Genomic DNA, 23,223 nt, shown 5'->3' with positions numbered 1-23,223 from the left:
ATATTCGTACTACTAGCAGGAAAAAACACTTTTTAACAGAATATTTAACATTTGGAGTTGTTAATTTATATTTATAGATGGAGTTGAGAGTATGAAATCTCACATTCGAAAAGCAACTGTGAACGATATAGAAGCACTTTGTTCACTAACAAAAGAATTAAAAGGTTCTGATATTTCTTATGTAGACATGCAAAATCGCTTACAATTTGTTGAAATGAGCCCATTTGACTTCTTATATGTTTACGAAGAAGATGATCATATATTTGGATTCCTTGGATTTCGTATACGTGAGAACTTAGAAGATGTGACACGATACGGGGAAATATCCATTATTAGTGTTGACTCCACAGCAAGAAGAAAAGGAATTGGACAAATTTTAATGGAGTATGCTGAACAGTTAGCTAAAGAGCATAACTGTATTGGAACATGGCTTGTAAGTGGTACGCAAAGAACAGATGCTCATCCATTCTATAAAAAATTAGGATACGAAATAAACGGATATCGATTTGTAAAATACTTTTAATTTACTAGTTGAAGGGAACTACTATTATGACAAACATTCAAGCAATATTTATCGATCGTGATGGAACCATCGGAGGAGATACTATCGTACATTATCCTGGTGAATTTACCTTATTTCCATTTACACAAGACGCCTTACGTGCATTAAAAGAACAAAATATAAAACTATTTTCCTTTACAAATCAACCTGGTATTGCTGATGGAAAAGCAAGTATAGAAGATTTTATTCAAGAACTAGAAGCTTTTGGTTTTGATGACATCTATCTTTGTCCTCACAGACATGGAGATGGATGCGAATGTCGAAAGCCAAGTACAGGTATGCTTCTGCAAGCATCAAAAAAACATGAGCTTGATTTAACAAAATGTATCGTTATTGGCGATCGCTGGACTGATATCGTTGCTGGCGCAAATGTGAATGCAACAACGATATTAGTTCAAACGGGTGCCGGGCATGACGCATTACATACATATCGCGATAAATGGGCTGATATTGAACCAGATTATATTGCAGAAAACTTTCAAGATGCTGTCATTTGGATTCTGAAACGAATTACAACACAAATTTAAGAAGCACCTTATTTAAAAAAACCCTAACATATTAATCAAAAGTAATATGTTAGGGGTTTTATTTTTCATATACAAATCTACAAGCAATCGCAAATAATATTGTACGTTGTATTCATAGGAACTGGCACAATAGTAATATACGTTGAATAATAGAGTTCGGTTTGTATTTTCGCCTGTATTAATATTGAATTTAGAAAGTTAATTCATAATGAAAATAACGATTATCTCTCAAATATCCATTCTCGGCATATAATCGCTGTGCTGATATGTTATCTATTTCTGTTTGTAATTTTAATCCTTTTGCACCGTTCTCTAGTGCGAAAATTCTAGCCGCTTCTAATAATTTTTTTCCAATACCTGCGCCGCGTTTACCTTCTTGTACAAATAGGTCATTTAAAATCCATAATTCTTTCATCGAAACTGATGAAAAAGAAGGATATAATTGTGTGAATCCAAGATACTCCCCATCTTCAACAGCTACAAAAATTACAGATTCTTTTCGCTCTATGCGATTACGCAAAAATACTCGTGCTTCTTCCACATTCGACTCTTGTTTATAAAAGGTACGATAATTATTAAATACTGATGCTACTCCATCTAAATCTTCAATTGTCGCTTCATATATTTTCACTTTACTTCGCTTCCTTTCCAATACTCCTTCATAAGGTCCGTTACCCATTCAGGTTGTAAAATATCTTCATTCGGTAAAAATTCTCTCATAACAGGCTTTATATCCAATATAGGTGTACCGTCAATTGCATCTAATCCTTCAACTACAATTGATTTTCCTTCTCGCCTTACAACTTTTGCAATTGTCGCCCCCAATCGATTGGGACGATTTTTCCCCCGCTGTGCAAAAATACCTATTTTCGGATATTCCTTATTATTTCGTGGATGTCTAGCCGAATATTGAATCTGTTCATCTTTCACTTTATGAAAATAAAAGATTACTTCAATATGTGAAAAATCTTCAATTCCTTGTATACTCTCTTCTGCATATGAATCCGTTAATGTAATAAGAGATTGTACATCTCCCCATTCATCATCCATTATCATTTTTCTTTCATTATGTACAAAAGCAATTGGCCGAAGTGAAAACATCCATACTCCCCCTTTTTTGTAACCACTTACATTATAAAGTATCTTCTGAATATTTTCCATCGACACAATCGGATTAGTTTACATAATAAAGTTATGTAATTATTTTTTATTCTTTTTCACCACATCCAAATAACCTCCTAAAGAGATGTTTACAGCTTCAACAGCATGTATAAAAGTTGTATCAAATAAAGGAACTTGAGAATCTTCCTGTTTTACTAATAGCCCTATTTCCGTACAACCTAATATAATTCCTTCTGCTCCATTTTGTACGAAACGATTTATTATTTCTTTATAGGAATCTCTTGATGTTTGATTAACCTTTCCTAAACATAACTCGTTATATATGATTCTATTTACTAATTCCCTATCTGTTTCATTTGGTATCATTACTCTCATACCCTTTTCTTCTATACGTGATTTGTAAAAATCTTGTTCCATTGTATATTTCGTTCCGAGTAAACCAACTGATCGAATTCCTTGTTTCTTTATTTCCATAGCTGTTGCATCCGCGATATGTAAAATAGGAATACTCACCTTATCTTTAATATTACTAATCACTTTATGCATTGTATTCGTACAAATAACAATGAAGTCTGCACCAGCTTTCTCAAGAGAATATGCAGCTTCTCCTAATACGTTCCCCGCTTTTCCCCAATCACCTTCAGATTGATATTGTTCAATCTCTTCAAAATCAACGCTATATAAAAGACATTTCGCGGAATGTAATCCTCCTAACCTCTTTTTTACTTCTTCATTAATAATGCGATAATATTCAGAAGAAGACTCCCAGCTCATTCCACCAATAAGACCTATCATTTTCATCTTACCCATTCCCCCTTATTTTCTCATTTAAAATTTATACAACATTATTATGTAATTTTAACATAACAAAAAGGACATTTGTTAAACAAACAAATGTCCTTTTTTAGTTCTTTCTTATACAATTCCAGTTAAGCTATAAACACCAATCACAACAAATACAGCTATTGTTTTAATAATAGTAATTGCAAAAATATCACGATAGGATTGCTTATGTGTTAATCCAGTTACTGCCAATAATGTAATGACAGCACCGTTATGTGGTAATGTATCCATTCCTCCTGATGCCATTGAAATAATCCTATGCATCACTTCAAATGGAATATTATATTGCTCTGCCGCCGCAATGTATTTCTCCGACATCGCACTTAAAGCAATCCCCATTCCTCCTGATGCTGATCCAGTAATTCCCGCAAGGACATTTGTAGTAACTGCACCATTTACGAGAGGATTTGTGAACGTCGTAGAAATACTGTCCCGAATGACACCGAAGCCGGGTAATGCTGCTATAACTCCCCCAAAACCATATTCTGCTCCAGTATTCATAGCAGCAAGCAATGCACCACCAATACTTGCATTTAAGCCAGCTTGAAATCCTGTAAATAAGCGTTTCCAATTTAAAATTATCGTTGTAATAATTCCGATTAATAGTGCCAGTTCAACAGACCATACGCCTAGCACACCAGAAAGTTCCACTTTGCCAAATGTTTTTAATCCAATAGATGAAAAATCAAATCCCTTTGGATACCATGTTGGAATCATCACTGTAAAAACTTTATTCATTACCCCCACTAAAATAAGCGGTATAAAAGCAAGTACTTGGCGAAGTGGTGTAATTTCGGGAGTATGAATAGCTGGTTTTATATTTTGTTCTGTTTCAGTTGTGGCTGCCATTTCAGAATTCTCATTTCCACAACCGTAATAACCTTCACCACTTTCCTCTGCCTTTTTTCGTCTTCTTTCTAAATACAACATACCAACAAGAAATACAAAGACCGCTCCAATGATTCCAAGAAATGGTGCTGCATAAATGTCTGTTTTAAAAAATGTCGTTGGAATAACATTTTGAATTTGCGGTGTCCCTGGAAGAGCATCCATTGTAAATGTAATTGCTCCAAGAGCAATTGTTCCTGGTATTAATCGTTTTGGAATATTAGCCTCTCGAAATAAATTAGCTGCAAATGGATATACCGCAAAAGCAACTACAAACAAACTGACGCCACTATAGGTTAATATAGCACCCATCAGAACAATTGCTAGCATGGAACGTTTGACACCAACTAGCTGAATAATTGTTTTTGCAATAGACTTCGCAATCCCTGACATTTCTACTACCTTACCGAAAATTGCTCCGAGTAAGAATACTGGAAAATATAATTTAATAAACCCAACCATTTTTTCCATAAAAATATTAGAGAAAAAAGGTAATACGTGACTTGGCTCTGTTAATAAAACCGCAAATAGCGCGCAAATTGGGGCAAATAATATAACCGAAAAACCACGATAGGCAACAAACATCAGCATGCAAAGAGCCAATAAAATAATTACTAATTCCATCTCCTGCCCCCTTTTCATTTCCGTGGAAATATTTTAATAATATTCAGAAATCTATTGAGGTACTTATAGAATTTTCATATTGATAGTCAAAACATATACGATATAATTTTTTCACCTCATGATAAGAAGGGATGCGTGGGTTATTACTCGGACTCCCACTAGCCAATGCATCTTTCGCCATTTTTGAAAGAGCATTTTCAAATTCAACCTGATCAATTCCGTACTCCCTAAGATTAGGAATACGTAGATCCAAACAGAGTTTCTTTATTTCAAAAATAGCATGGTTAGCAAGCTCTTCATCAGATAATGAATGTAATTCCGGATTTATAATCCGCCCAATATCTGCGAGGCGTTTGACTGAGCAAATTTTTGTAAACTCTAAAACTGCTGGTAGTAACATCGCATTTGATATACCATGGGGTACATGAAATAGTGCTCCAATTGGGCGTGACATTCCATGGACTAAAGTGACCGATGCGTTTGAAAAAGCAATGCCAGCTTGTAAGGATGCAATCATCATTGCTTCTCGTGCTTCTATATCTGTCCCCTTTTCATAGGCAATCCGCAAGTGTTTCATAATCGCTCCAATTGCTGCAAGTGCTAATACATCTGTAAGCGGTTGCGAAAATCTAGAAAGATATGCTTCAATTGCATGACATAGTGCGTCAATACCTGTTGCTGCAGTAATATTCGGTGGAACAGAACGTGTCAATAAGGGATCGATAATCGCGATTTGTGGCGTGAAATTTGGGTGCTTAATCATCATTTTGACATCTGTTTTTGTATTTGTAATAACAGCAACACTTGTAACTTCTGAGCCTGTACCAGATGTTGTTGGAATTGCAATAAGGGGTAATGGTTGCTTTTCTATTTCCACATGATTTTGAACATAATCTTCAATCTCTCCTCCATTCGCAAACAGAACTGCAACAGCTTTTGCTGCGTCAATACAACTTCCTCCACCAAGCCCAATAATAAAATCACATTTTGACTCTGCACATATCGTTAACGCTTCTAAAACATGAATATTTGTTGGTTCCGCATTTACATTTTCATAAGTAATAACATCTATTTTTTTCGCTTTTAGTAGTTTCACACACGCATCAATATAACCAAGTTTTTTCATAATAGAATCACTGATAATGAAAGCTTTTTTCCCTAGTTTAATTGCTTGTTCTCCTAATTTATCCAGTGAATTTCTCCCGTACAAAACGTTCTTTGGCATACGAAACTCTGCGATTTCTTGCAAATAACCCACTCCTTCTTTCCCTACTAAATATTTTATAATGTGAAATTTCCATTGTATAAATTATCAAATGTAATATTCCACTTCGATTAATTATTTCCTCCCAGACTAATAAATTTATTAGTAGATTCCTGTAAACATATAAAAAGCAATTACTAAAAATACAGCGACCGTTTTCAATATTGTCACAGCAAATATATCACGATACGATTGTTTATGTGTCAATCCTGTAACAGTAAGGATTGTAATAATTGCTCCGTTATGTGGAAGTGTATCCATCCCTCCCGATGCCATTGAAACAATACGATGCATAACTTCAAGTGGAATATGATATTGTTCTGCCGCTGCAATAAATTTATCTCCCATTGCACTTAATACAATTCCCATTCCTCCCGATGCTGAACCAGTAATACCAGCAAGAATATTCGTTGTCACCGCTCCATTTACGAGTGGATTAGTAAATGTTGCAGAAATGCTATCTCGCATAATCGCAAACCCTGGAAGTGCTGCAATTACGCCACCAAAGCCGAATTCTGCTCCTGTATTCATTGTTGCAAGCAATGCTCCTCCAATACTTGTATTCAATCCTGCTTGAAATCCTGTTACAACACGCTTCCAATATAATAAAAGCGTTGTTATAATCCCAATGATGAGTGCTAATTCTACAGACCAAATACCAAGTACTGCGCTTAACTCTATCTTACCAAACGATTTCATTCCAATTGAGGAAAAATCAAAACCATTTGGATACCATTTTGGTATTGTTATTGTAAAAAACTTATTCATAACTCCTACTAAAATAAGTGGTACAAAAGCAACGACTTGCTGTACTCTTGAAATTTTAATACTTTGAAGAGAAGTATGATTCTTTTGCTCTAACTCCAGTGATGCTGCCATTTCAGAATTCCCATCTTCAAAACCAAAATATCCTTCTCCAGCTGCTTTCGCCTTCTTACGTCGACTCTCTAAATAGATCAATCCTAACGTTAAGACAAAAATAGCACCAATAATACCAAGTATAGGTGCTGCATAAATATCTGTTTTAAAAAATGTTGTCGGGATTACATTTTGAATTTGCGGTGATCCTGGGAGTGCATCCATCGTAAACGTGACAGCTCCAAGAACGATTGTTCCAGGTATTAAGCGCTTCGGAATATTCGCTTGACGAAACAATTTTGCAGCAAATGGATATATTGCAAACACAACAACATAAACACTCACACCGCTATAAGTTAAAACAGCCCCCATTAAAACGATAGCCAAAATGGTCCGTTTTTCACCCACTATTTCAATAATTGTCTTAGCTATAGAATCTGCAATTCCAGACATTTCTACTACTTTACCGAAAATAGCACCTAGTAAGAAAACTGGAAAATACAACTTAATAAAGCCTACCATTTTCTCCATAAAAATATTCGAAAAGAAAGGCAGTACAAAACTAGGTTCTGTTAAAAATACTGCAAATAGAGCAAAAATCGGTGCGAATAAAATAACAGAAAATCCTCTATAGGCAACAAACATAAGTAAACTAAGTGCTAATAAAATAATAACTAGCTCCAATTCTCTCACCTTCCTTCGACTGAAAATTCAATCTTTTTAATCCGGATTTTTTCTATGTATCCCTACAAAATATCGCTTTTATAACGATTCAAATACTGACATTCCTCCCCCTTTTCTAACAAAATTTTTATAATTAAAATAGCATATTTATTACTATTCTATTACATATGAAAAATCCCTTTAAACGAAAACGATTTAACTATTACTCGTTATAAAGGGATTTGCTTTTTTGTTTTATATTTTAAAACTTCTGTCTTTTGCACAAAAGCTTCGCAACTCTTCGACATGTTTCACAATATGCGTCGCCCCTGCTTCTTTTAATTCTTCTTCATCCCCATATCCATACAATACACCGATAGAGTCAATCCCATTACAATTAGCTCCTATCATGTCATGCTTTCTATCCCCAATCATCACTATCTCTTCTCTTTGCAACTCTGGATTTGTATGCAAAATATATTCAATAATTTCATCTTTCTTTATTCGAGTTCCATCTAAATTACTGCCTACAATTTCTTCAAAAAAATGAATCAAGTTAAAGTGTTCTAAAACTTATTTTGCAAATACAGTGGGTTTTGAAGTTGCAACAAATAATCGTTTCTCTTCATCTTTTAACTTTTGTAAAATATAGGGAATCATCTCATATACACTATTCTCAAGTAGGCCGCTTCGCTTTAGATATTCACGAAAATATGTAACAGCTTGCTCTACTTGTTTTTCGTCCATTCCGTATCTATCTGCAAACGAATGCTGAATTGGTGGACCAATAAAAGAATCTAGCTCTTTCTGATTCGGTTCATCTATTCCCATTTTTCGCAATGCATATAAAACCGAATTTATAATTCCTTCTTTCGGATCTGTTAATGTTCCATCTAAATCAAATAGAAATGTTGTATACATCCCTGCTTCATACTCTTTTGCACGATTACTATAATATGTATGCATGACACAAATCCCCCTCTAACAGAAAAATCACCATCCTTTCTATATTATCAAAATATTTATTTATTTTGAATATTTATGTTGTTTTTTCACACATTAGCTTCTTCCCAACAGTCTGAGCCACGAATATATATACTCAAAACTATGTTCTTGTTGTATTATAAGTATAATTTCATAGAAAAATGGTGACCAAAGGTGACGATAACATTAATTTTCATAATGGCTTTCACGATTATCATCCATGCAGTCGAAACGAGTTCTTATAGTATTCACTTAGCAGGTATGCGTTAAAAAAAGATTGCTGTTTCCCTATCCGTAGTTGGGTTGGTGTTGCTGGTTTCACGAACATCCAACTTACTGCAAGCTTTTTTACTTGGCGGTATCGTTGATCAGGCCAAGATAGACTCTTCTATTGATTTAGAAAGAACAATACGTCTCGTTTTATTCACAGCTTCCATCGGTACACTGCTCGCAATTATTCTATATCCTACTTTCACAAAGCTATTTGGGTATGTAATTCAAAACTTTGAAACAGGCGGTTCATTCATTCGAATGATGAAAACAAACAATATACAAAAATTGAAGTATACAAAAAAACATGTAATGAAAGAGCACATTTAATAAGGAGAGATATGTATGCATATGAAAACAGAACAAGATATTATTAAACTCATACAAAACGATACTTGGATGATGGAAATATTGCAGACAGCAAAATCATTACAACTTCCTGATTGGTGGATTTGTGCTGGGTTTGTTCGTTCTAAAATTTGGGATGTTCTCCATGGATACGAAGTAAGAACTCTAACGCCAGATATAGATATCATCTATTTTGACCCATTACATATAAGTGAATCCACCGAAGAAAAATTAGAAAATAAGCTTAAAAGTATAGATTCTACTATTCCATGGTCAGTGAAAAATCAAGCTCGCATGCATGTAGTCAATAACATGCCACCTTATTCATCTTCAGTCGATGCAATTTCTAAATTCCCAGAAACAGCGACTGCTCTTGGAGTTACATTAGATGACCAAGATAATATTGTATTAACCGCCCCTTGCGGAATAGAAGATGTTCTCACGTTACAGGTGAAGCCAACACCTCATTTCCTCGAAACGAAAGAGCGCACTAATATGTATAAAAAAAGATTACAAAAAAAGAACTGGCAAAGTAAATGGCCTAACATTACAATCTTCCATCCTGAAATTTAAACATGAAGAAAAAAGGTGCTTCTCATTTTTATGAAGCACCTTTTTCTAATTCACTTCAAAAAATCAATTACCGTTTCTGCAAATTGATTCGCTGCTTCATAATGCGGTGTATGACCACATTCTTCAAAGACTATGACTTTACCATTTTGAGTATCTCTTTGAAATACTTCAATGTGTTTTTCACAAGTTACTACATCGTGTTTTCCTATGATTAGCAACATTGGATTCTCGACATCTTTTAATTTTAATAATAAAGATTGATAAATTTCCCCTTCCTCTTTCAATCTTATAAAATGAATTGCGGAACGCTTATAAAACTCTTCCCATTCTCCCTCACTATATAAACTATAATCCGTTTCATCCTCAACTTAATTATATATTTCCATTCTGTTTTCTTCTAATTCATCACTTAATTTCGAATAAGCTTCTAGCAATTCCTCTGGACTAGCATTACTCTCTGCGATAGCTATACACTCTTTTCCCTGCTGTTCTTTCCCATACTCCATTAACAAAGTTCCTGTCTTTTTTAATAACGCTCTACTAGTTAATGCAAAATCAAACGTTGGCCCTTCAAAAATAATTTTTTGAATAGATTGTGGGTACATTTCTGCATAAAACAACGCTAGAAACCCACCAAAGGAATGTCCAATAACAGACCATTTTTCAATTTGTAACATCTTCCTTAGCTCTTCGCAGTCTTCGATAAGATCTTGCAATCCAAATGGCTCTTTCTGTCCAATTTCCTCTGAACGTCCTACCCCACGTTGATCAATGGCAATGAGTCGAAAAGAATCTTGTAATCTATGTGCTTGATGATAGGAAAAATCAAAACACATCTCTCCAGGACCTCCATGAAGATACAATACAGGATGCTTCTCTAGTGATCTATGCATCTCCACATACAGCTTTTTTCCGCGTACTTTCACCATTTTACCTTGTAATAGCACCTCTTTTTCTTGTTTCATCTCTTTCTCCTCCTATTTTTTATATTTCGACACCATATACAAATAGGAGGACCACGAATCCGTACATGTTATATATCCGTAACATAATAGTACATTTTCTCATCCTCCATTTTAAATTTTTATAGAAAAGCTTCATCCAATGCTTTTTTTACAGCTTCTCCCCTTCCTGATACTTGAAGTTTCATATAAATAGAAGAAGCATAATTTCTTACAGTTCCTTCTGATAAAAATAACTTTGCTGCAATCTCTTTATATCGAAGTCCTTCTTTAAGATATCCTAATACGTCCATTTCACGAGGAGTCAATTCATAAGGAGGCTTTTTCGGCATTGGACTATATTCTTTAAATAAGCGAGTCGCCACGTCCTGAGATAGCATTGTCCCACCTAAATGTACTAATCGAATAGCCGCTACTAACTCTTCTGGTTGAACAGATTTAAGTACATATCCCTCTGCTCCCGCTTCAATCGCTTCTGAAACACTAGAAGTTTCTTCAAAAGTTGTGACCATAATTATTTTAGTATCTGGCCACCTATTTTTGATTTTCTTCATTGTTGTAATCCCATTCATCTTAGGCATTTGTATATCCATAAGAACAACATTTGGCTGCCTTTCTTCACATTGCTTTAAGGCTTGTGCCCCACTATTCGCAACCGATACGCGAAAACCGTATTTATCCAATAAAAGTTCTAAGCTATCTGAAATGATAGGCTGATCATCTACTATTAATATATGAATCTTATCTTGGGCAAATGATTCTTCTTTATGTAAGGTCGGAATCAAACAAGTCACAATTGTTCCTGTATCCTTAGTGGAATCAATACTCAAATTTCCATGATATTCACTTAGGCGTTCTCTCATTCCCGATAAACCAAAGCCCTCCTGCATAACTTCCATGCCTATACCGTCATCTTGTATTTGAAGCATCACATAATTTTTATGATATTGTAAAAGAACTTGTATCGTTTCTGCTCCCCCATGTCTTGTTGCGTTTGTCATTGCCTCTTGTAAACACCGACAGAAAGTTCTCTTCAGTTTTTTAGCCATTGGATAATATTCTCCAACCGTACGGAAAACAACATGAACATTTGTATTACTTTTAAACTCTTCTATTAAGTTCAATAAAGACACATCTAGATTTGATTCCTCTTGAGGATCCATTTCGTGAACCTGTCTTCGAATATTATCTAATGCAGATCGTGATATATCTATTATTTCTTGTAATTTTCCCTCTCCCTCCTTGGTTGCTAGATGTGGTCGTAATGTTTCCATACTCAATATAACCGAAGTAAATTTATATCCTATCGTATCATGTAATTCTCTTGCCATTCTATCCCTTTCCTCAAGCAAAGTTATTCTTTCTACTTGGGACGAATATTGTTCTAAAATTGCATTCTTATCTTTAATCAATTTCAGTTTTTTCTTAATAGCATCCATAGAATAAACAACTCTTTGTAGTAAATGACCTACGCCATATATAAAGAGAACATCAAATATACTTAGAAGCAGCTTATTTCGATCAAACCCGAAATTCAAGAAAACTCCCAATACACAGATAATTATCATTGCAGGTAATGCATAGAAATTTACTTTTCCACGACAAAAAAATGCAAGCGTTAAAATTGCAGGAGATAAAAACTGAGCCAAATGATATGTATATGCAAAATAAAGCGAAAGTCCACCTACTAAGATAATTTCTGTTACTACATATAATTCACTTTGTAATTTATATAATATGACAGGTATGACATAAGACAGAAATGTACTTATAAAAACAATCTCAAGTGGAAAGTTTGGATTATCTTGATATGTCAAAGTAACAATTGCAACAATCCAAGTGATCCGAATAAGTATCATTACCCATTCCTGCCAAAGTAACTTATTTTTTATGTCATTCAACTTTCATATACCCCCTATCAAGATGAATATTATACATATCCCCTATTTTTCCATTTTCATCATAGCAAGGTTATGACACTTTGTCACTGCCTTATATTACATTCTTTTTGCTATGTTAGTAGCCGAAACATGTCACTAATATTAAGGGAGTGAACAAAATATGTGTATTTTAAAAGTACAGAACTTAACTAAGAAAATTGGAAGGCGCACACTCGTTAATCAATTATCATTTGATGCTCGAAAAGGAGAAATTCTTGGTCTTCTAGGCCCAAATGGTGCTGGAAAATCCACTACAATTAAAATGATTGTTGGCTTAATCTCCAAAACCAGTGGAACAGTCACAATTAACAAAAAAGACACAAGCAAAGACTTTAAAGAAGCTATGAAACATATTGGAGTGATTGTTGAGAATCCTGATTTATACAAATTTTTATCTGGCTATGATAACCTCCTTCACTTCTCTAGAATGACACCTAATATTCCAAAAGAACGTTTAGATGTGGTTGTTTCTTTAGTTGGGTTGGAAAAAAGTATTCATAATAAAGTTTCCACTTATTCTTTAGGAATGAAACAGCGGCTTGCTCTTGCAATTGCTTTGGTACACAAACCTGCCCTTCTCATTTTAGATGAACCTACAAATGGATTAGACCCTCAAGGAATTAGAGATTTAAGGTTTCATTTAAAACAACTAGCTACAGACGAAAATGTAGCAATTGTTGTTTCAAGCCATCTAATGGCCGAAATGGAAATGATGTGTGATCGCATCGCTATTATAGACAAAGGAGATTTAATTGGTATACATGATATAAAAGATATTACGAAAGAACAGATACAAGCTGTACAATTTGAAGTAGACCGAACAGACTTAGCAATCCCACTCTTACAAAAATCAGTAATAGGTGAAGAAATCATAACAAATCAAAATGTCATTACGATCAAAATAAGTAAAGAACATATACCTGAAATTTGCGATACATTAGCCAAAAATGGAGTGAATGTTTATGGTGTTCAAACCATTAAAACAACTTTAGAAGACAAATTTATTGAAATGACTGGAGATGAAGTGCACAATGATTAATCTAATAAAAAATGAAAATATGAAAATTTTCAAACGAAAAAGAACTTGGATTATGGTAGGTGTTATGGTTGTATTTATTTTCATTCAATTCCTAAACGTAAAGCTTTCCAGCCAAGTTAATTATGGGGATGACTGGAAGACATCTCTTATTGAAGAAAATGCATTACTTCAAGTTGAAAAAGAATCTCTAAAATTACCTATTGAAAAAATAGAAAATGAAAAAAAACTTTTACTAAATAATTATTACATTGACAGTAATATAAAACCAACAAACAATGCATGGTTCTTTACGATTGGACAAAGTACAAATTTTTTAATAGCTATCTCCATTCTTACACTCATAATAGCTGGTGAAATTGTTGCAAGTGAATTTCAATCCGGTACAATTAAATTTTTATTAACACGAACCGCTACTCGCACACAAATATATTTTTCTAAATATATTTCTACTTTATTATTTGGATTTTTCTTAATCGTAATGACGTTCCTTCTTTCCATTCTATTTAGTGGCATTCTTTTAGGCTTTGATGGAATAAATGGTGAATACTTATTTGTCAAAGATCATGCCGTTCAAAAAACAAGCTTCCTTCAGGCACTAATTGGTAGCTTATTATTTAAGATTCCTTACTTAATTATTGTTGTAACTTTAGCTTTTATGATTTCAGCGGCGTTTAAAAGCACTACATTCTCTATCGTATTTTCTCTTTTAGTAGCAATTGCGGGTTTTGTCATGAGTATCTCATTAAAAGGTTTCAGCTGGACAAAATATTTCATCTTCTCTCATACGGATTTATCAAGTTTCGTATATGAGAATCCCCCTGTAGAGGGCATGACTTTCAGTTTTTCTATACTATTTATCCTAATTCATATATTCATCATGCATGGAATTGCATACCCCATATTCGTAAAAAAAGATGTCGCTTAAATTTTTTATTAAAGACTGGAGGAAAATACATTGAAAAAAAGATGGATTAAATTCTGTATATTAATAACTCTTATACTTACTGGTTGTTCAAATTCCGAAAGTAAAACAAAAGAACAACAACTGGAGCTATCCGCTACTGATGTTAAAACGTTAACATTAGATAACCGTAACGGCAATATTGATATTTCAACAAATCCTAAATCAGATAAAATAGAAGCTTCTATTACTGCAAAGGCTAAAGGTATCAGCATGGATAAATTAAAACTAGATCTTTCAGCCCAAAATGGAATTGCAACTTTAAACACTTCTTTTGATGGACAATTTTTTAGCAATAGCGAAACTTGGGTTGATGTCAAACTATCATTACCTAAAAACATAAAAGTTGAATTTAAAAAAACTCATAGAGACGGCGATATCAAAATCTCTAACCTCGATTCAGATATAAATATACTTAATGTCAACGGTAATATTGACATTTCCAACGTTAATGGAACTGTAAGTGTCACAAATAGAGATGGAAATGTAGATATTGTGCATACAAAGTCTGACATTAATCTTGATAATAACAACGGCAAAGTTGTTATTAAGGATATAAAAGGATCTATAAGAGCCAAAATTGGTGATGGTTCAGCCGCTATCAATAATATTGAAAAGAATGTTACCATCTTAGGTGCTAAAAGCGATAAAATAAAAGTAAATAATGTTAAAGGGAAAATAACTTTTAATAAATAAAATTGATTTACTTATACAGGATAAAAACCAACCGCATTTTTTAATAATTCGGTTGGTTTTTTCCTTAAATACACCTTAATAATTTCGGAATATTCAATTATTTAATTTTAAATAATCCCAATCACATTCAAAAAGACAATAACAATCGAAATCGGAGCAACATATCGAAGTAAAAACACCCAGCAAGTAAACAATGCTTTCCCGTAATTACCGCCAACAAAAAATTCTGCTTCTAATACCTTTTTCTCCATTTTAAATGAAACGAAAATACTAATGAATAAAGCTCCAAGTGGCATTAAAATATTACTAGATAAAAAGTCTACCGCATCAAAAATATTTTTACCGAAGATTGTAATATCATTCCATACACCAAATGAAAGTGCAGATGGGATACCAACTAAGAAAATTAAAAATCCAATGATCCATGACAATTTCTTTCTTCTTTCCTGCTGTCCATTCGCTAGTGCTGAAACAACCGTTTCAAGTAGTGAAAACGCAGATGTTAACGTTGCAAATGTGAATAGTGCAAGAAATACTGTTAAGAAAAAGCTACCAAATGGAATTTGACTAAAAACTGAAGGTAATACAATAAATAGTAACCCTGGTCCTTCTGTCGGTTCCATTCCTAGTGAAAATACTGCTGGGAAAATAGCTAGACCAGCGAATAAAGAAACAAATAAGTTTAGTCCAACAATTGTTACCGCTGAGCGTGGCAAACTTTCTTTTTTATTTAAATAAGAACTATACGTGACCATGATGGATATCCCAATGCTAATAGCAAAGAATGATTGCCCCATTGCAAACAAAATACTTTCTGATGTGATTTTTGAGAAATCAGGCTGTAAGAAGAATTTGACTCCTTTCATCGCATCATCAAGTGTTAAGGAGCGTACAATAAGAGCAACAAACAGAACGAACAATGCTGGTAACATATATTTACTCGCTTTTTCGATTCCATTTTGTACCCCTTTTGATACAACCCAAATCGTAATAAACATAAAAGCAAAATGGCCAACAATTGCCCAAACCGGATCCCCAATTGTTTCTGTAAATAGTGAACTATAATTTTGCTGCGGTGTAATCAGTTGTCCAGTTATTCCTCTGAATAAATAGATTAGTACCCAGCCACCAACAACACTATAAAATGATAACAAAATAAAACAAGTTCCAACGCCAAGACGCCCAATCCAATGCCAGCCTGTATTTGGTGCGATACTTTTAAATGCTCCGATTGCTTGTTTTTGTGTACTGCGCCCTATCATAAATTCAGCTATCAATAACGGAAGACCTATTAATACCGTAAACAATATAAAGATTAAAAAGAATGCTCCTCCCCCGCTCTTTCCAGCAATATAAGGAAACTTCCATATTGCTCCAAGCCCAATTGCAGATCCTGCTGCAGCCATTATAAATCCTAATTTCGAAGTCCACTGCTCCGTCTGTTTCATCCTATTTTCCTCCTAATTACATCTTTTTATATTAATAAATAAATATTATTAACCAATACAAATAAACCCTCCATTTCTTCCTATATATAATAAAAAATGGCCCAGCATCTCTATATATAAAGAGACGCTAAGCCATTTACTTAACGCGGTACCACCCTTATTGATTCCATTATGAATCCACCTTAGCAGTAATCGTTTGATTACAAACCTGTTATCGAAGGTTAACCGTTAAGATTTACTAAGAATTAGACTTCTGTTCCACCTTACTGCTCCTAGGCGAGTTCAGGATGTCATTTGACTATGTCACACCAACCCATAGCTCTCTGTACAAACACATGACCTTACTACTCCTATTCAACGCACTCTAATATTCTGAATATAATTTCTTTTGAAATTACTACGAATTATATCGGTTATATTTATGACTGTCAAGTAAGTTATTTATTTTTTTGTCGAAAGAAAGAAACTTAACTATACAAATTTCTATCACTAAAAAAGAATCTTCGCAACAAGCGCGAAGATTCTTTTTCTTTATGGCACGAGACGCGTACAATCTCTCGGAAATGCACTCGCTTCTCTCACATTTGATAGTTCTAAAAACTTATATACAAGCCTTTCTAACCCAATCCCAAAACCACCATGAGGCGGACATCCATATCGGAATGTATTAATATAAGACTCGAAGTTTTCTGGCTGTAACCCTTTTTCTTTAAAAGAAGCAAGTAACATACGATACTCATGAATTCGCTGCGCACCTGATGTAATCTCTAATCCTTTATATAATAAGTCAAAAGAATCCGTAACAGCTTGATTTTCTTTATTCGGCATCGTGTACATCGGTCTCGCTTCTTTCGGATAATGTGTGATAAAGACAAAATCACTACCGTATGTTTCCTTCACATATTTTCCAACTAGTTTTTCCCCTTCTGTATCTAAGTCGCCTGCTGGTGATTCTTTTTGGTACTTTGTTTTTAAAATGCTCTGCGCCTCTGCAAGTGTAATCTTTGGAATTTCTGTAATTATAGGAACCGTAACTTGCAAGAGCACTAATTCTTTTTCACATTTCTGTCGTACTTGTTCAAACATATAACGTAAAACATCTGCCTCTAATGCCATCACTTCATAAAAGTCTTCAATAAAACCCATCTCTACATCTAATGATATATATTCATTCAAATGCCGAGAAGAGTTATGATGCTCAGCTCGATAAACAGGAGCAATTTCAAAAACAAGTTCAAAACCACCTGCTACCATCATCTGTTTATAAAACTGAGGAGATTGAGCTAAATATGCCTCTTTCTGAAAATAAGGGAGTTTAAAAACATTCGCTCCCCCTTCTGCTCCTTGAGAAACGATTTTCGGCGTAAATATACGTGTGAAATCGTTCTCTATTAAAAATTCACTAAATGCCTGTACGAGCGTAGATTGAATCGTAAAAATGGCTTGTATCCGTTCATGCCGAAGCGATATGACGCGCTCATTCAACATTTGATCTAAACCAACTTGCAGCTTTCTTTTATTCACTTCAAAAGGAAGTGGCTCAGCAGTATTTAACACTTTTACTTCTTCTACAAGCAGTTCCACACCTAATTCTGTTTTTGTGGTTTCCACAAGTTCGCCAATAATTTGAACAACACTTTCTACGTCTACTTTATATCCCGCTAATTCTTTTTCTAACACGCATTGAATAACACCTGTTCGGTCACGTAATAATAAAAAACTGATATTCCCCAAATGCCGAATTTTTTTCACCCAACCTTGTAGTAAAACCACCTTTTTACTACATGTTTTACATTCACGAACGAGTGACCGCTTCATTGATTGATCCATTATTGTTTCCTCCTATATTTTCATATTTATTTACATTATTGTTATCATCATCATCATCCACGGCCACTCACCTCCTTTCAAAGAATACAAAAATCCGCCCCTATAAATAGGGACGGATTTTTCCGCGGTACCACCCAAATTGTCATACTGACCATCTTAAACCTGATAACGGTAGGTACCGTTTGCTTTTACTAACCTTCACGTTCAAAACAACGCTCACAGGTGTCTTTCCATCATGCGGTATCGCAATCTTTTCAGCAGTTGATTGCTCTCTGGAGACCCTTACATCATGTATTTTTCCTGTTCATCACTTTTTATATTTACAGAGTATTCTATTCCTTTAAAAGAGAAAATGCAAGGTGTTTTTTCATTATTTTCTGATTTTAATTTCAAATCCATTCTGAAACAATTTCTTCTAATGTCATTCCTCGCGACCCTTTCAATAACACAACATCAGTTTGATTTGCCACTTCTTCAAGTTCTTTTGCATCATGACTTCCCCTTCCACTCAGAAAGAAACTATTTCATTACATAACAATTTGTTTTCCTAGGCATATTATTAGTAAATTTCTTCTGGAGGTCTATACATGAGAAAAATTATAAGTTTCTTACTCTTACTATTATGCACGATAATGACAAATCAAGCATACGCTTATTCCCCACAATCATTACCCATCTCACAGAATTCAAAACAATGGAAAGTAAATATTGACGAAGTAAAGAAAACAGACAAAAACATGTTACAACCTAAAAAAGATGTTTTTCACACGTATCACTTCTCAGTACAAAACATTGGAAAAGATGAAGTATATAACGTACAAGTGGAAGTATTCCGAAATGAATCAAACACGGAAACAAAATATGAACTCTTTTCTTTAAAAGAATCTCGATTAGCAAGTGGAAAAACAGGGTTTGAACATGCAAATTTCCCTGTTTCTGTAAAAACAAACGAGGTAGATGTCATGATTACATGGCAAGAACATCCTTTCCGTGCAATGCGAAATGGTCAAAAAGTTGAGGGAAGAAAGTTTAAAGAGCATTTTGTTTTTAAGGAATCTCAAAAATAAAATTCTTCTACAAGATTAGAAAAGATTTCTTGCAATAATCATATCTATATCTTCAAACTTATAAAACAAATATATTAAATGGAAAATTGCGTTGGTCTTTCTAAAAAATATTAGGAAAGAATGACGCTTTTTTGTATCATTCTTTTTCCCTTTAAAAACTCTAACTACCTTTCAACTTCCTAGCGTGGCTCCATTAAATGACCTTAATGCAGAATATTTAATTTAGCAAGCAGGAAAAACCTCAGTCAATCACTAATAACCAATGTGGAATGAAAAATACTGATTAAAATTCACCTGATAAATGGAGGTTGAAAATTATGACTCATACCAACTATGCACTAACAACAGGAAAAACAGAACGAGCAATTATCATTGGGGGTGGTATTGGAGGGTTACTAACTGCAAGAGTACTTTCTACCTACTATAAAGAAGTGCTTATAGTCGATAAAGATACTTTTCCAGAAAGACCTGACAACCGTCCTGGTACTCCACAAGCCTTCCATCCACATCGTTTTACCCAGCGTGGTAAATTAATTACAGAACGACTCTTTCCAGGCTATGAAAATGATTTAGCAGCACAAGGTGCACCCTCAGTACTAAATAAAACCATCCATAACATGAATCAATACGGTACGATAGAAATGCAATATCCACGGAATGATGTCAAATTCAGTAGAGCTTTGCTTGAATGGACACTTCGTAAACAAGTACAAAAAATTTCTAATATTAGTTTTCTCACAAATCATAACGTAATTGGTTTATTAATGACGATTGATCAAACAACTGTTACAGGAGTCCAAGTCTCAGAACGCGGAAAATCTGAACAAGTACGAACACTAAATGCTGATTTGATAGTTGATGCTAGTGGTCGTTCCTCTAAACTCGTAAATTGGCTTCAAGATCAGGGTTATGATGTGCCAGATTCAGATCGCTTGAAAGTCTCCCTTGGATATAGTACTCGCCGCTATAAGGTTCCCTTCCACCTACTACATCTCACAGAAAAATGGGACACAATCAATATTGCAGGGCAGCCAACTAAAGAAACTTTTACAGGTGTCTTTTCCTTTATTGAAAATAATATAGCCGAGGTGCTAATCTATCGTCCTGGTGGACATTATCCTCCTACAAATGCCGAAGAGTTTGAGCAGGTTATTTCCCAGCTCCCAAGTCCGATAATTGGAGAAACATTGCATGAGTTTGAACCAATATCCTCTCCTCGGAGTTATCGTGTTCCAGAACTGTTTCGTCATCACTTTGAACAAATGGATCGATGGCCCTCTGGATTGTTAGTCTTGGGAGACGCATTCTGTATTTACGATCCAATTTTCGGTCAAGGAATGACCGTTGCTGCAATTGAAGTAGAAGTACTCGAGTCTTGCTTGCAAGAACAACAACATAACCCTATCCCTCATTTCGAACAAAGAGTTCTCAAAAAAATGCAAGATGTAATCGAACCAGCTTGGTGGCTCAATTGTGCTACTGATTTGCAGTGGAAAGGTGTCGAATATGTGAGTTCACAGCAATTGAAAGGGATTTCTTTTGGCCAAAAATATATGGATTTATTTCTTAAATATGCCACAACCGAGCGTGATTTCAAATTATACGGAATGTATTGGGCAGTAAACTCATTAGCAATCTCACCACATACTATATTTGATCCACAGCTAGTAACTACCATTCTCACTTCATCTACTGAAGGACAGCGCTTCCTTGATGAACTCTTGCTAGCCCATGGTCAATCATTAGATGTAGTATTAAATCAAATTGTACCTACTTTCTCTCAGACAGCCTATACGCCAGTGAATCAATAAATCTGGAAAACTCCTAGATGACTGGATAGGTAATTTTTGATAGTAAATACAAATAATAAAGAAACCCCGGCATAATCGGTGTTATGCCAGGGTTTCTTTATTATTCATTCATATTCTTAATTTGTACTAATTCCTCTTGCCGCCCAAATCCGATCAATTTCCGCCGCATGTTGCCCACCATATAGAAGAGCATCTGCTTGTTTAATCGCTTTTGCCCCATCTCGGAATTTAGCATTTGGCGTTAATGACCAGTGCGATTGTAAAATGATTTTTGTGGCTACATCACGGCCAAAGGATTGTGCCATTTCATACTCTCCTTGGGACCAAATTTCTCCGTCTGCATGTACTTCATTTTGCACATCTCTTGGGTACACCTTATTATTATCTAATCGACGCAAACATGTTGGATTTGAACTTGAATAAGAAGTCGCATCCCATTCTCCTACACATGCTTTTCCATATCCTGTAGTTGATGTAGCATCTTCATAAGTTGCACCTAAGAAATCTCCAAATCCCTCTCCCATCGCCCCACCTTCTGGAGAACTACCAAAGCCCGGAACTTGATTATCTTGAATCGAATGCCCATATTCATGTGCGATGATTCCTGCATCTTCAGCATCATCTACTCCACCAGTTCCGAATGTTAAATCTTTTGTTGACGGAGAATAGAAAGAATTATCATCTCTCGTTCCGTTCACATTTACTTTAATAGAGCGATTGTTAATGTTCTTAAATCCTATTTGCTGGATATAACGTTGTAAAGTATCGATATGATAATATGCCATTACATCTTCAAAACTATCATTTGAACGTGTGTAATTAAATTGAAGAGTTGAAGATTTTGTTTTTGCCTTTGAAGAAATTGTGACATAATCTCCAACTAAAAAGCCTGTTCCATTTAAACCTTTTAAAGTAACTGTTTTTAATTGATTATTTAATGCTGCTGAATCTGCATCATTATTATCCTTTAATCCAGTTACACTACCACTTGTTACGACAGGATTCGACAAAAACACTTTCCCTGTTCCCTCCGCTTTACGGTTTATATCTACCTTTTTTAGTAGTTTTCCATTTTCAGCGTCAATGAATGTTTCCCATGCACCAAATGGTTGATTAGAGTGAACTACAACTCGGTATACAGGAATGGCAACTCCCTCTTCAATGATATACCCGAATTCTTTCATTGTTGGAGCCCATAAATTTTGTTCACTTTCTCCACCAACATATACCTTTGATTTTTGCTCTGCATCTTTTTCACTAATTTTTTGCTTTATTTCTTTCACATTTTGAACAGGTTGATAATCAGAAACAGCAAGCACCCCTTGTCCTTTCCCATTAAGAGTCACGGTTATTTGTTTTGAAAATACAGGGGAACCATTTACTACTTGTTGAAATCTAACATATGAAGCTACCTGTGTATCAGTAGTTGAAATATACTGCAAGTCTGATAAATCTGTCTTTAATGAATATTGCGCGGCATTCGCTTTTAAATATTCGGCTGCTTTTTCCTGAGGAGAATACCTGTCTATCTTTACTTGTTTCTCTTCTACCGCTGAAACAACCGATACTGTACCTAACACTAACGGTATTGCTGTAGCAATTGCTACCATCCTTTTTTTGAACATTAGAATCACTCTCCACTCTCTTAATAAATTTTGAATGTACGAGTAATTCTATAAGATCAATTATATTACCTTTATCTTTTTTATATTAATAAAGAAAGTAATATTTTCTCAATATTTGTGTATCAAAATGATAAATACTTTCGAAAGATATTATTCGCTATGGATATTAAGCAGAAATGTTTGTTTTTAATTAGACATTTACCAGTCGTAACTCATATGGTGGCAATAAAAAACGGGCTGTTTTTTACCTAACGATAGGTTGAAAAATGTTTTAATGCATGCTATTCTGAATATGATCTTACATGTTAGGAGGCTCAA

The 23,223-nt window shown here is 34.5% G+C and carries 18 protein-coding genes, 3 pseudogenes and 2 other annotated features; of the genes and pseudogenes, 9 read left to right on the top strand and 12 right to left on the bottom strand.

Translation table 11 applies throughout. The annotated features are described in order from the left end of the window. Positions 1-91 precede the first annotated feature (91 nt). Together NSQ40_RS11435 and NSQ40_RS11430 are read left to right on the top strand one after the other, a co-directional pair. Positions 92-523, top strand: coding sequence for a GNAT family N-acetyltransferase (locus NSQ40_RS11435; RefSeq protein ID WP_003197363.1), 432 nt, complete (start codon positions 92-94; stop codon positions 521-523). Between the two features lie 26 nt (positions 524-549). Beyond that, on the top strand, positions 550-1,089 hold the full coding sequence (locus tag NSQ40_RS11430) for an HAD-IIIA family hydrolase (RefSeq protein ID WP_003197361.1): 540 nt from the start codon (positions 550-552) through the stop codon (positions 1,087-1,089). A 190-nt stretch (positions 1,090-1,279) separates the two neighbouring features. On the opposite strand, the gene NSQ40_RS11425 is transcribed toward NSQ40_RS11430, so the two are convergent. The 7 genes and pseudogenes from NSQ40_RS11425 to NSQ40_RS11395 all read right to left on the bottom strand — a co-directional run bounded on the left by NSQ40_RS11425 (position 1,280) and on the right by NSQ40_RS11395 (position 8,272). Continuing rightward, complete coding sequence (locus tag NSQ40_RS11425; protein WP_016114691.1) at positions 1,280-1,720, bottom strand: GNAT family N-acetyltransferase; 441 nt, start codon at positions 1,718-1,720, stop codon at positions 1,280-1,282. Beyond that, a complete protein-coding gene (locus NSQ40_RS11420) occupies positions 1,717-2,190 on the bottom strand; it encodes an SAM-dependent methyltransferase (RefSeq protein ID WP_006094725.1) in 474 nt (157 codons plus the stop codon). The genes NSQ40_RS11425 and NSQ40_RS11420 overlap by 4 nt, the downstream gene beginning before the upstream one ends. A 99-nt stretch (positions 2,191-2,289) precedes the next feature. Beyond that, the gene (locus NSQ40_RS11415) at positions 2,290-3,012 is read right to left on the bottom strand and encodes an aspartate/glutamate racemase family protein (RefSeq protein WP_033796120.1); all 723 of its coding nucleotides are present in this window, start codon (positions 3,010-3,012) and stop codon (positions 2,290-2,292) included. 114 nt (positions 3,013-3,126) lie between these two features. Then, the gene (locus NSQ40_RS11410) at positions 3,127-4,566 is read right to left on the bottom strand and encodes a GntP family permease (RefSeq protein WP_098101083.1); all 1,440 of its coding nucleotides are present in this window, start codon (positions 4,564-4,566) and stop codon (positions 3,127-3,129) included. Positions 4,567-4,609: 43 nt separating this feature from the next. Further along, a complete protein-coding gene (locus NSQ40_RS11405; protein ID WP_098101082.1) occupies positions 4,610-5,824 on the bottom strand; it encodes an iron-containing alcohol dehydrogenase in 1,215 nt (404 codons plus the stop codon). Positions 5,825-5,932: 108 nt separating this feature from the next. After that, positions 5,933-7,372, bottom strand: a complete 1,440-nt coding sequence (locus NSQ40_RS11400; protein ID WP_018766439.1) for a GntP family permease — start codon at positions 7,370-7,372, stop codon at positions 5,933-5,935. Positions 7,373-7,606: 234 nt separating this feature from the next. Further along, positions 7,607-8,272, bottom strand: a pseudogene (locus NSQ40_RS11395) (HAD family hydrolase). A 237-nt stretch (positions 8,273-8,509) separates the two neighbouring features. Between NSQ40_RS11395 and NSQ40_RS11390 the strand changes: the two are divergent. Both NSQ40_RS11390 and NSQ40_RS11385 read left to right on the top strand, forming a co-directional pair. Further along, positions 8,510-8,917, top strand: a pseudogene (locus NSQ40_RS11390) (lipid II flippase family protein); the annotation flags it as partial. 33 nt (positions 8,918-8,950) lie between these two features. After that, positions 8,951-9,526, top strand: a complete 576-nt coding sequence (locus tag NSQ40_RS11385) for a nucleotidyltransferase family protein (protein ID WP_003197342.1) — start codon at positions 8,951-8,953, stop codon at positions 9,524-9,526. Positions 9,527-9,576: 50 nt separating this feature from the next. Here the strand turns inward: NSQ40_RS11385 and NSQ40_RS11380 are convergent. Then, a pseudogene (locus tag NSQ40_RS11380) lies at positions 9,577-10,491 on the bottom strand (alpha/beta fold hydrolase). 119 nt (positions 10,492-10,610) lie between these two features. Further along, positions 10,611-12,347, bottom strand: coding sequence for a response regulator (locus tag NSQ40_RS11375; protein ID WP_445684662.1), 1,737 nt, complete (start codon positions 12,345-12,347; stop codon positions 10,611-10,613). Between the two features lie 202 nt (positions 12,348-12,549). On the opposite strand from NSQ40_RS11375, the gene NSQ40_RS11370 reads away from it, so the two are divergent. From NSQ40_RS11370 to NSQ40_RS11360, 3 genes are read left to right on the top strand one after another with little or no spacing between them, the layout of a single operon-like run. After that, entirely contained in the window at positions 12,550-13,467 is a 918-nt protein-coding gene (locus NSQ40_RS11370) for an ABC transporter ATP-binding protein (RefSeq protein WP_003197336.1), read from the top strand. Next, on the top strand, positions 13,460-14,392 hold the full coding sequence (locus NSQ40_RS11365; protein WP_033797326.1) for an ABC transporter permease: 933 nt from the start codon (positions 13,460-13,462) through the stop codon (positions 14,390-14,392). The genes NSQ40_RS11370 and NSQ40_RS11365 overlap by 8 nt, the downstream gene beginning before the upstream one ends. Positions 14,393-14,422: 30 nt before the next feature. Beyond that, a complete protein-coding gene (locus NSQ40_RS11360; protein WP_003197333.1) occupies positions 14,423-15,124 on the top strand; it encodes a hypothetical protein in 702 nt (233 codons plus the stop codon). Between the two features lie 107 nt (positions 15,125-15,231). Here the strand turns inward: NSQ40_RS11360 and NSQ40_RS11355 are convergent, their stop codons facing one another. Together NSQ40_RS11355 and aspS are read right to left on the bottom strand one after the other, a co-directional pair. Continuing rightward, positions 15,232-16,572 carry a sodium-dependent transporter gene (locus NSQ40_RS11355; protein WP_033797325.1) on the bottom strand — a complete coding sequence of 447 codons (1,341 nt, stop codon included), beginning with the start codon at positions 16,570-16,572 and terminating at the stop codon, positions 15,232-15,234. A 117-nt stretch (positions 16,573-16,689) separates the two neighbouring features. After that, positions 16,690-16,939 (bottom strand) — a binding site (T-box leader). Positions 16,940-17,103: 164 nt separating this feature from the next. After that, positions 17,104-18,402 (bottom strand): aspartate--tRNA(Asn) ligase, encoded by a 1,299-nt coding sequence (gene aspS, locus NSQ40_RS11350; protein WP_033797324.1) that lies wholly within the window; start codon positions 18,400-18,402, stop codon positions 17,104-17,106. A 105-nt stretch (positions 18,403-18,507) separates the two neighbouring features. Beyond that, positions 18,508-18,719: a binding site (T-box leader), on the bottom strand. 270 nt (positions 18,720-18,989) lie between these two features. Here aspS and NSQ40_RS11345 point away from each other — a divergent pair. Continuing rightward, positions 18,990-19,469: a hypothetical protein gene (locus NSQ40_RS11345; RefSeq protein WP_258248462.1), complete on the top strand. Its 480-nt coding sequence runs from the start codon at positions 18,990-18,992 to the stop codon at positions 19,467-19,469. A 317-nt stretch (positions 19,470-19,786) separates the two neighbouring features. Continuing rightward, on the top strand, positions 19,787-21,280 hold the full coding sequence (locus NSQ40_RS11340; RefSeq protein ID WP_003197324.1) for an NAD(P)/FAD-dependent oxidoreductase: 1,494 nt from the start codon (positions 19,787-19,789) through the stop codon (positions 21,278-21,280). Between the two features lie 116 nt (positions 21,281-21,396). Here NSQ40_RS11340 and NSQ40_RS11335 read toward each other — a convergent pair whose 3' ends face one another. Beyond that, positions 21,397-22,905: a M36 family metallopeptidase gene (locus NSQ40_RS11335; protein WP_258248461.1), complete on the bottom strand. Its 1,509-nt coding sequence runs from the start codon at positions 22,903-22,905 to the stop codon at positions 21,397-21,399. Between the last annotated feature and the right edge of the window lie 318 nt (positions 22,906-23,223).

It is taken from the genome of Bacillus sp. FSL K6-6038 (genome assembly GCF_038050455.1).
GTDB classification, from domain to species: domain Bacteria; phylum Bacillota; class Bacilli; order Bacillales; family Bacillaceae_G; genus Bacillus_A; species Bacillus_A pseudomycoides.
This window is presented reverse-complemented; position numbering and strand designations above follow the sequence as displayed.

What these genes read in the sequence shown, in the direction of transcription:
- NSQ40_RS11345 (WP_258248462.1), top strand. Translation starts at nt 18,990, where the DNA reads ATGAGAAAAATTATAAGTTTCTTACTCTTACTATTATGCACGATAATG.
- NSQ40_RS11355 (WP_033797325.1), bottom strand. Translation starts at nt 16,572, where the DNA reads ATGAAACAGACGGAGCAGTGGACTTCGAAATTAGGATTTATAATGGCT.
- NSQ40_RS11420 (WP_006094725.1), bottom strand. Translation starts at nt 2,190, where the DNA reads ATGTTTTCACTTCGGCCAATTGCTTTTGTACATAATGAAAGAAAAATG.
- aspS (WP_033797324.1), bottom strand. Translation starts at nt 18,402, where the DNA reads ATGGATCAATCAATGAAGCGGTCACTCGTTCGTGAATGTAAAACATGT.
- NSQ40_RS11415 (WP_033796120.1), bottom strand. Translation starts at nt 3,012, where the DNA reads ATGAAAATGATAGGTCTTATTGGTGGAATGAGCTGGGAGTCTTCTTCT.
- NSQ40_RS11335 (WP_258248461.1), bottom strand. Translation starts at nt 22,905, where the DNA reads ATGTTCAAAAAAAGGATGGTAGCAATTGCTACAGCAATACCGTTAGTG.
- NSQ40_RS11375 (WP_445684662.1), bottom strand. Translation starts at nt 12,347, where the DNA reads ATGATACTTATTCGGATCACTTGGATTGTTGCAATTGTTACTTTGACA.
- NSQ40_RS11370 (WP_003197336.1), top strand. Translation starts at nt 12,550, where the DNA reads ATGTGTATTTTAAAAGTACAGAACTTAACTAAGAAAATTGGAAGGCGC.
- NSQ40_RS11340 (WP_003197324.1), top strand. Translation starts at nt 19,787, where the DNA reads ATGACTCATACCAACTATGCACTAACAACAGGAAAAACAGAACGAGCA.
- NSQ40_RS11365 (WP_033797326.1), top strand. Translation starts at nt 13,460, where the DNA reads ATGATTAATCTAATAAAAAATGAAAATATGAAAATTTTCAAACGAAAA.
- NSQ40_RS11385 (WP_003197342.1), top strand. Translation starts at nt 8,951, where the DNA reads ATGCATATGAAAACAGAACAAGATATTATTAAACTCATACAAAACGAT.
- NSQ40_RS11435 (WP_003197363.1), top strand. Translation starts at nt 92, where the DNA reads ATGAAATCTCACATTCGAAAAGCAACTGTGAACGATATAGAAGCACTT.
- NSQ40_RS11410 (WP_098101083.1), bottom strand. Translation starts at nt 4,566, where the DNA reads ATGGAATTAGTAATTATTTTATTGGCTCTTTGCATGCTGATGTTTGTT.
- NSQ40_RS11430 (WP_003197361.1), top strand. Translation starts at nt 550, where the DNA reads ATGACAAACATTCAAGCAATATTTATCGATCGTGATGGAACCATCGGA.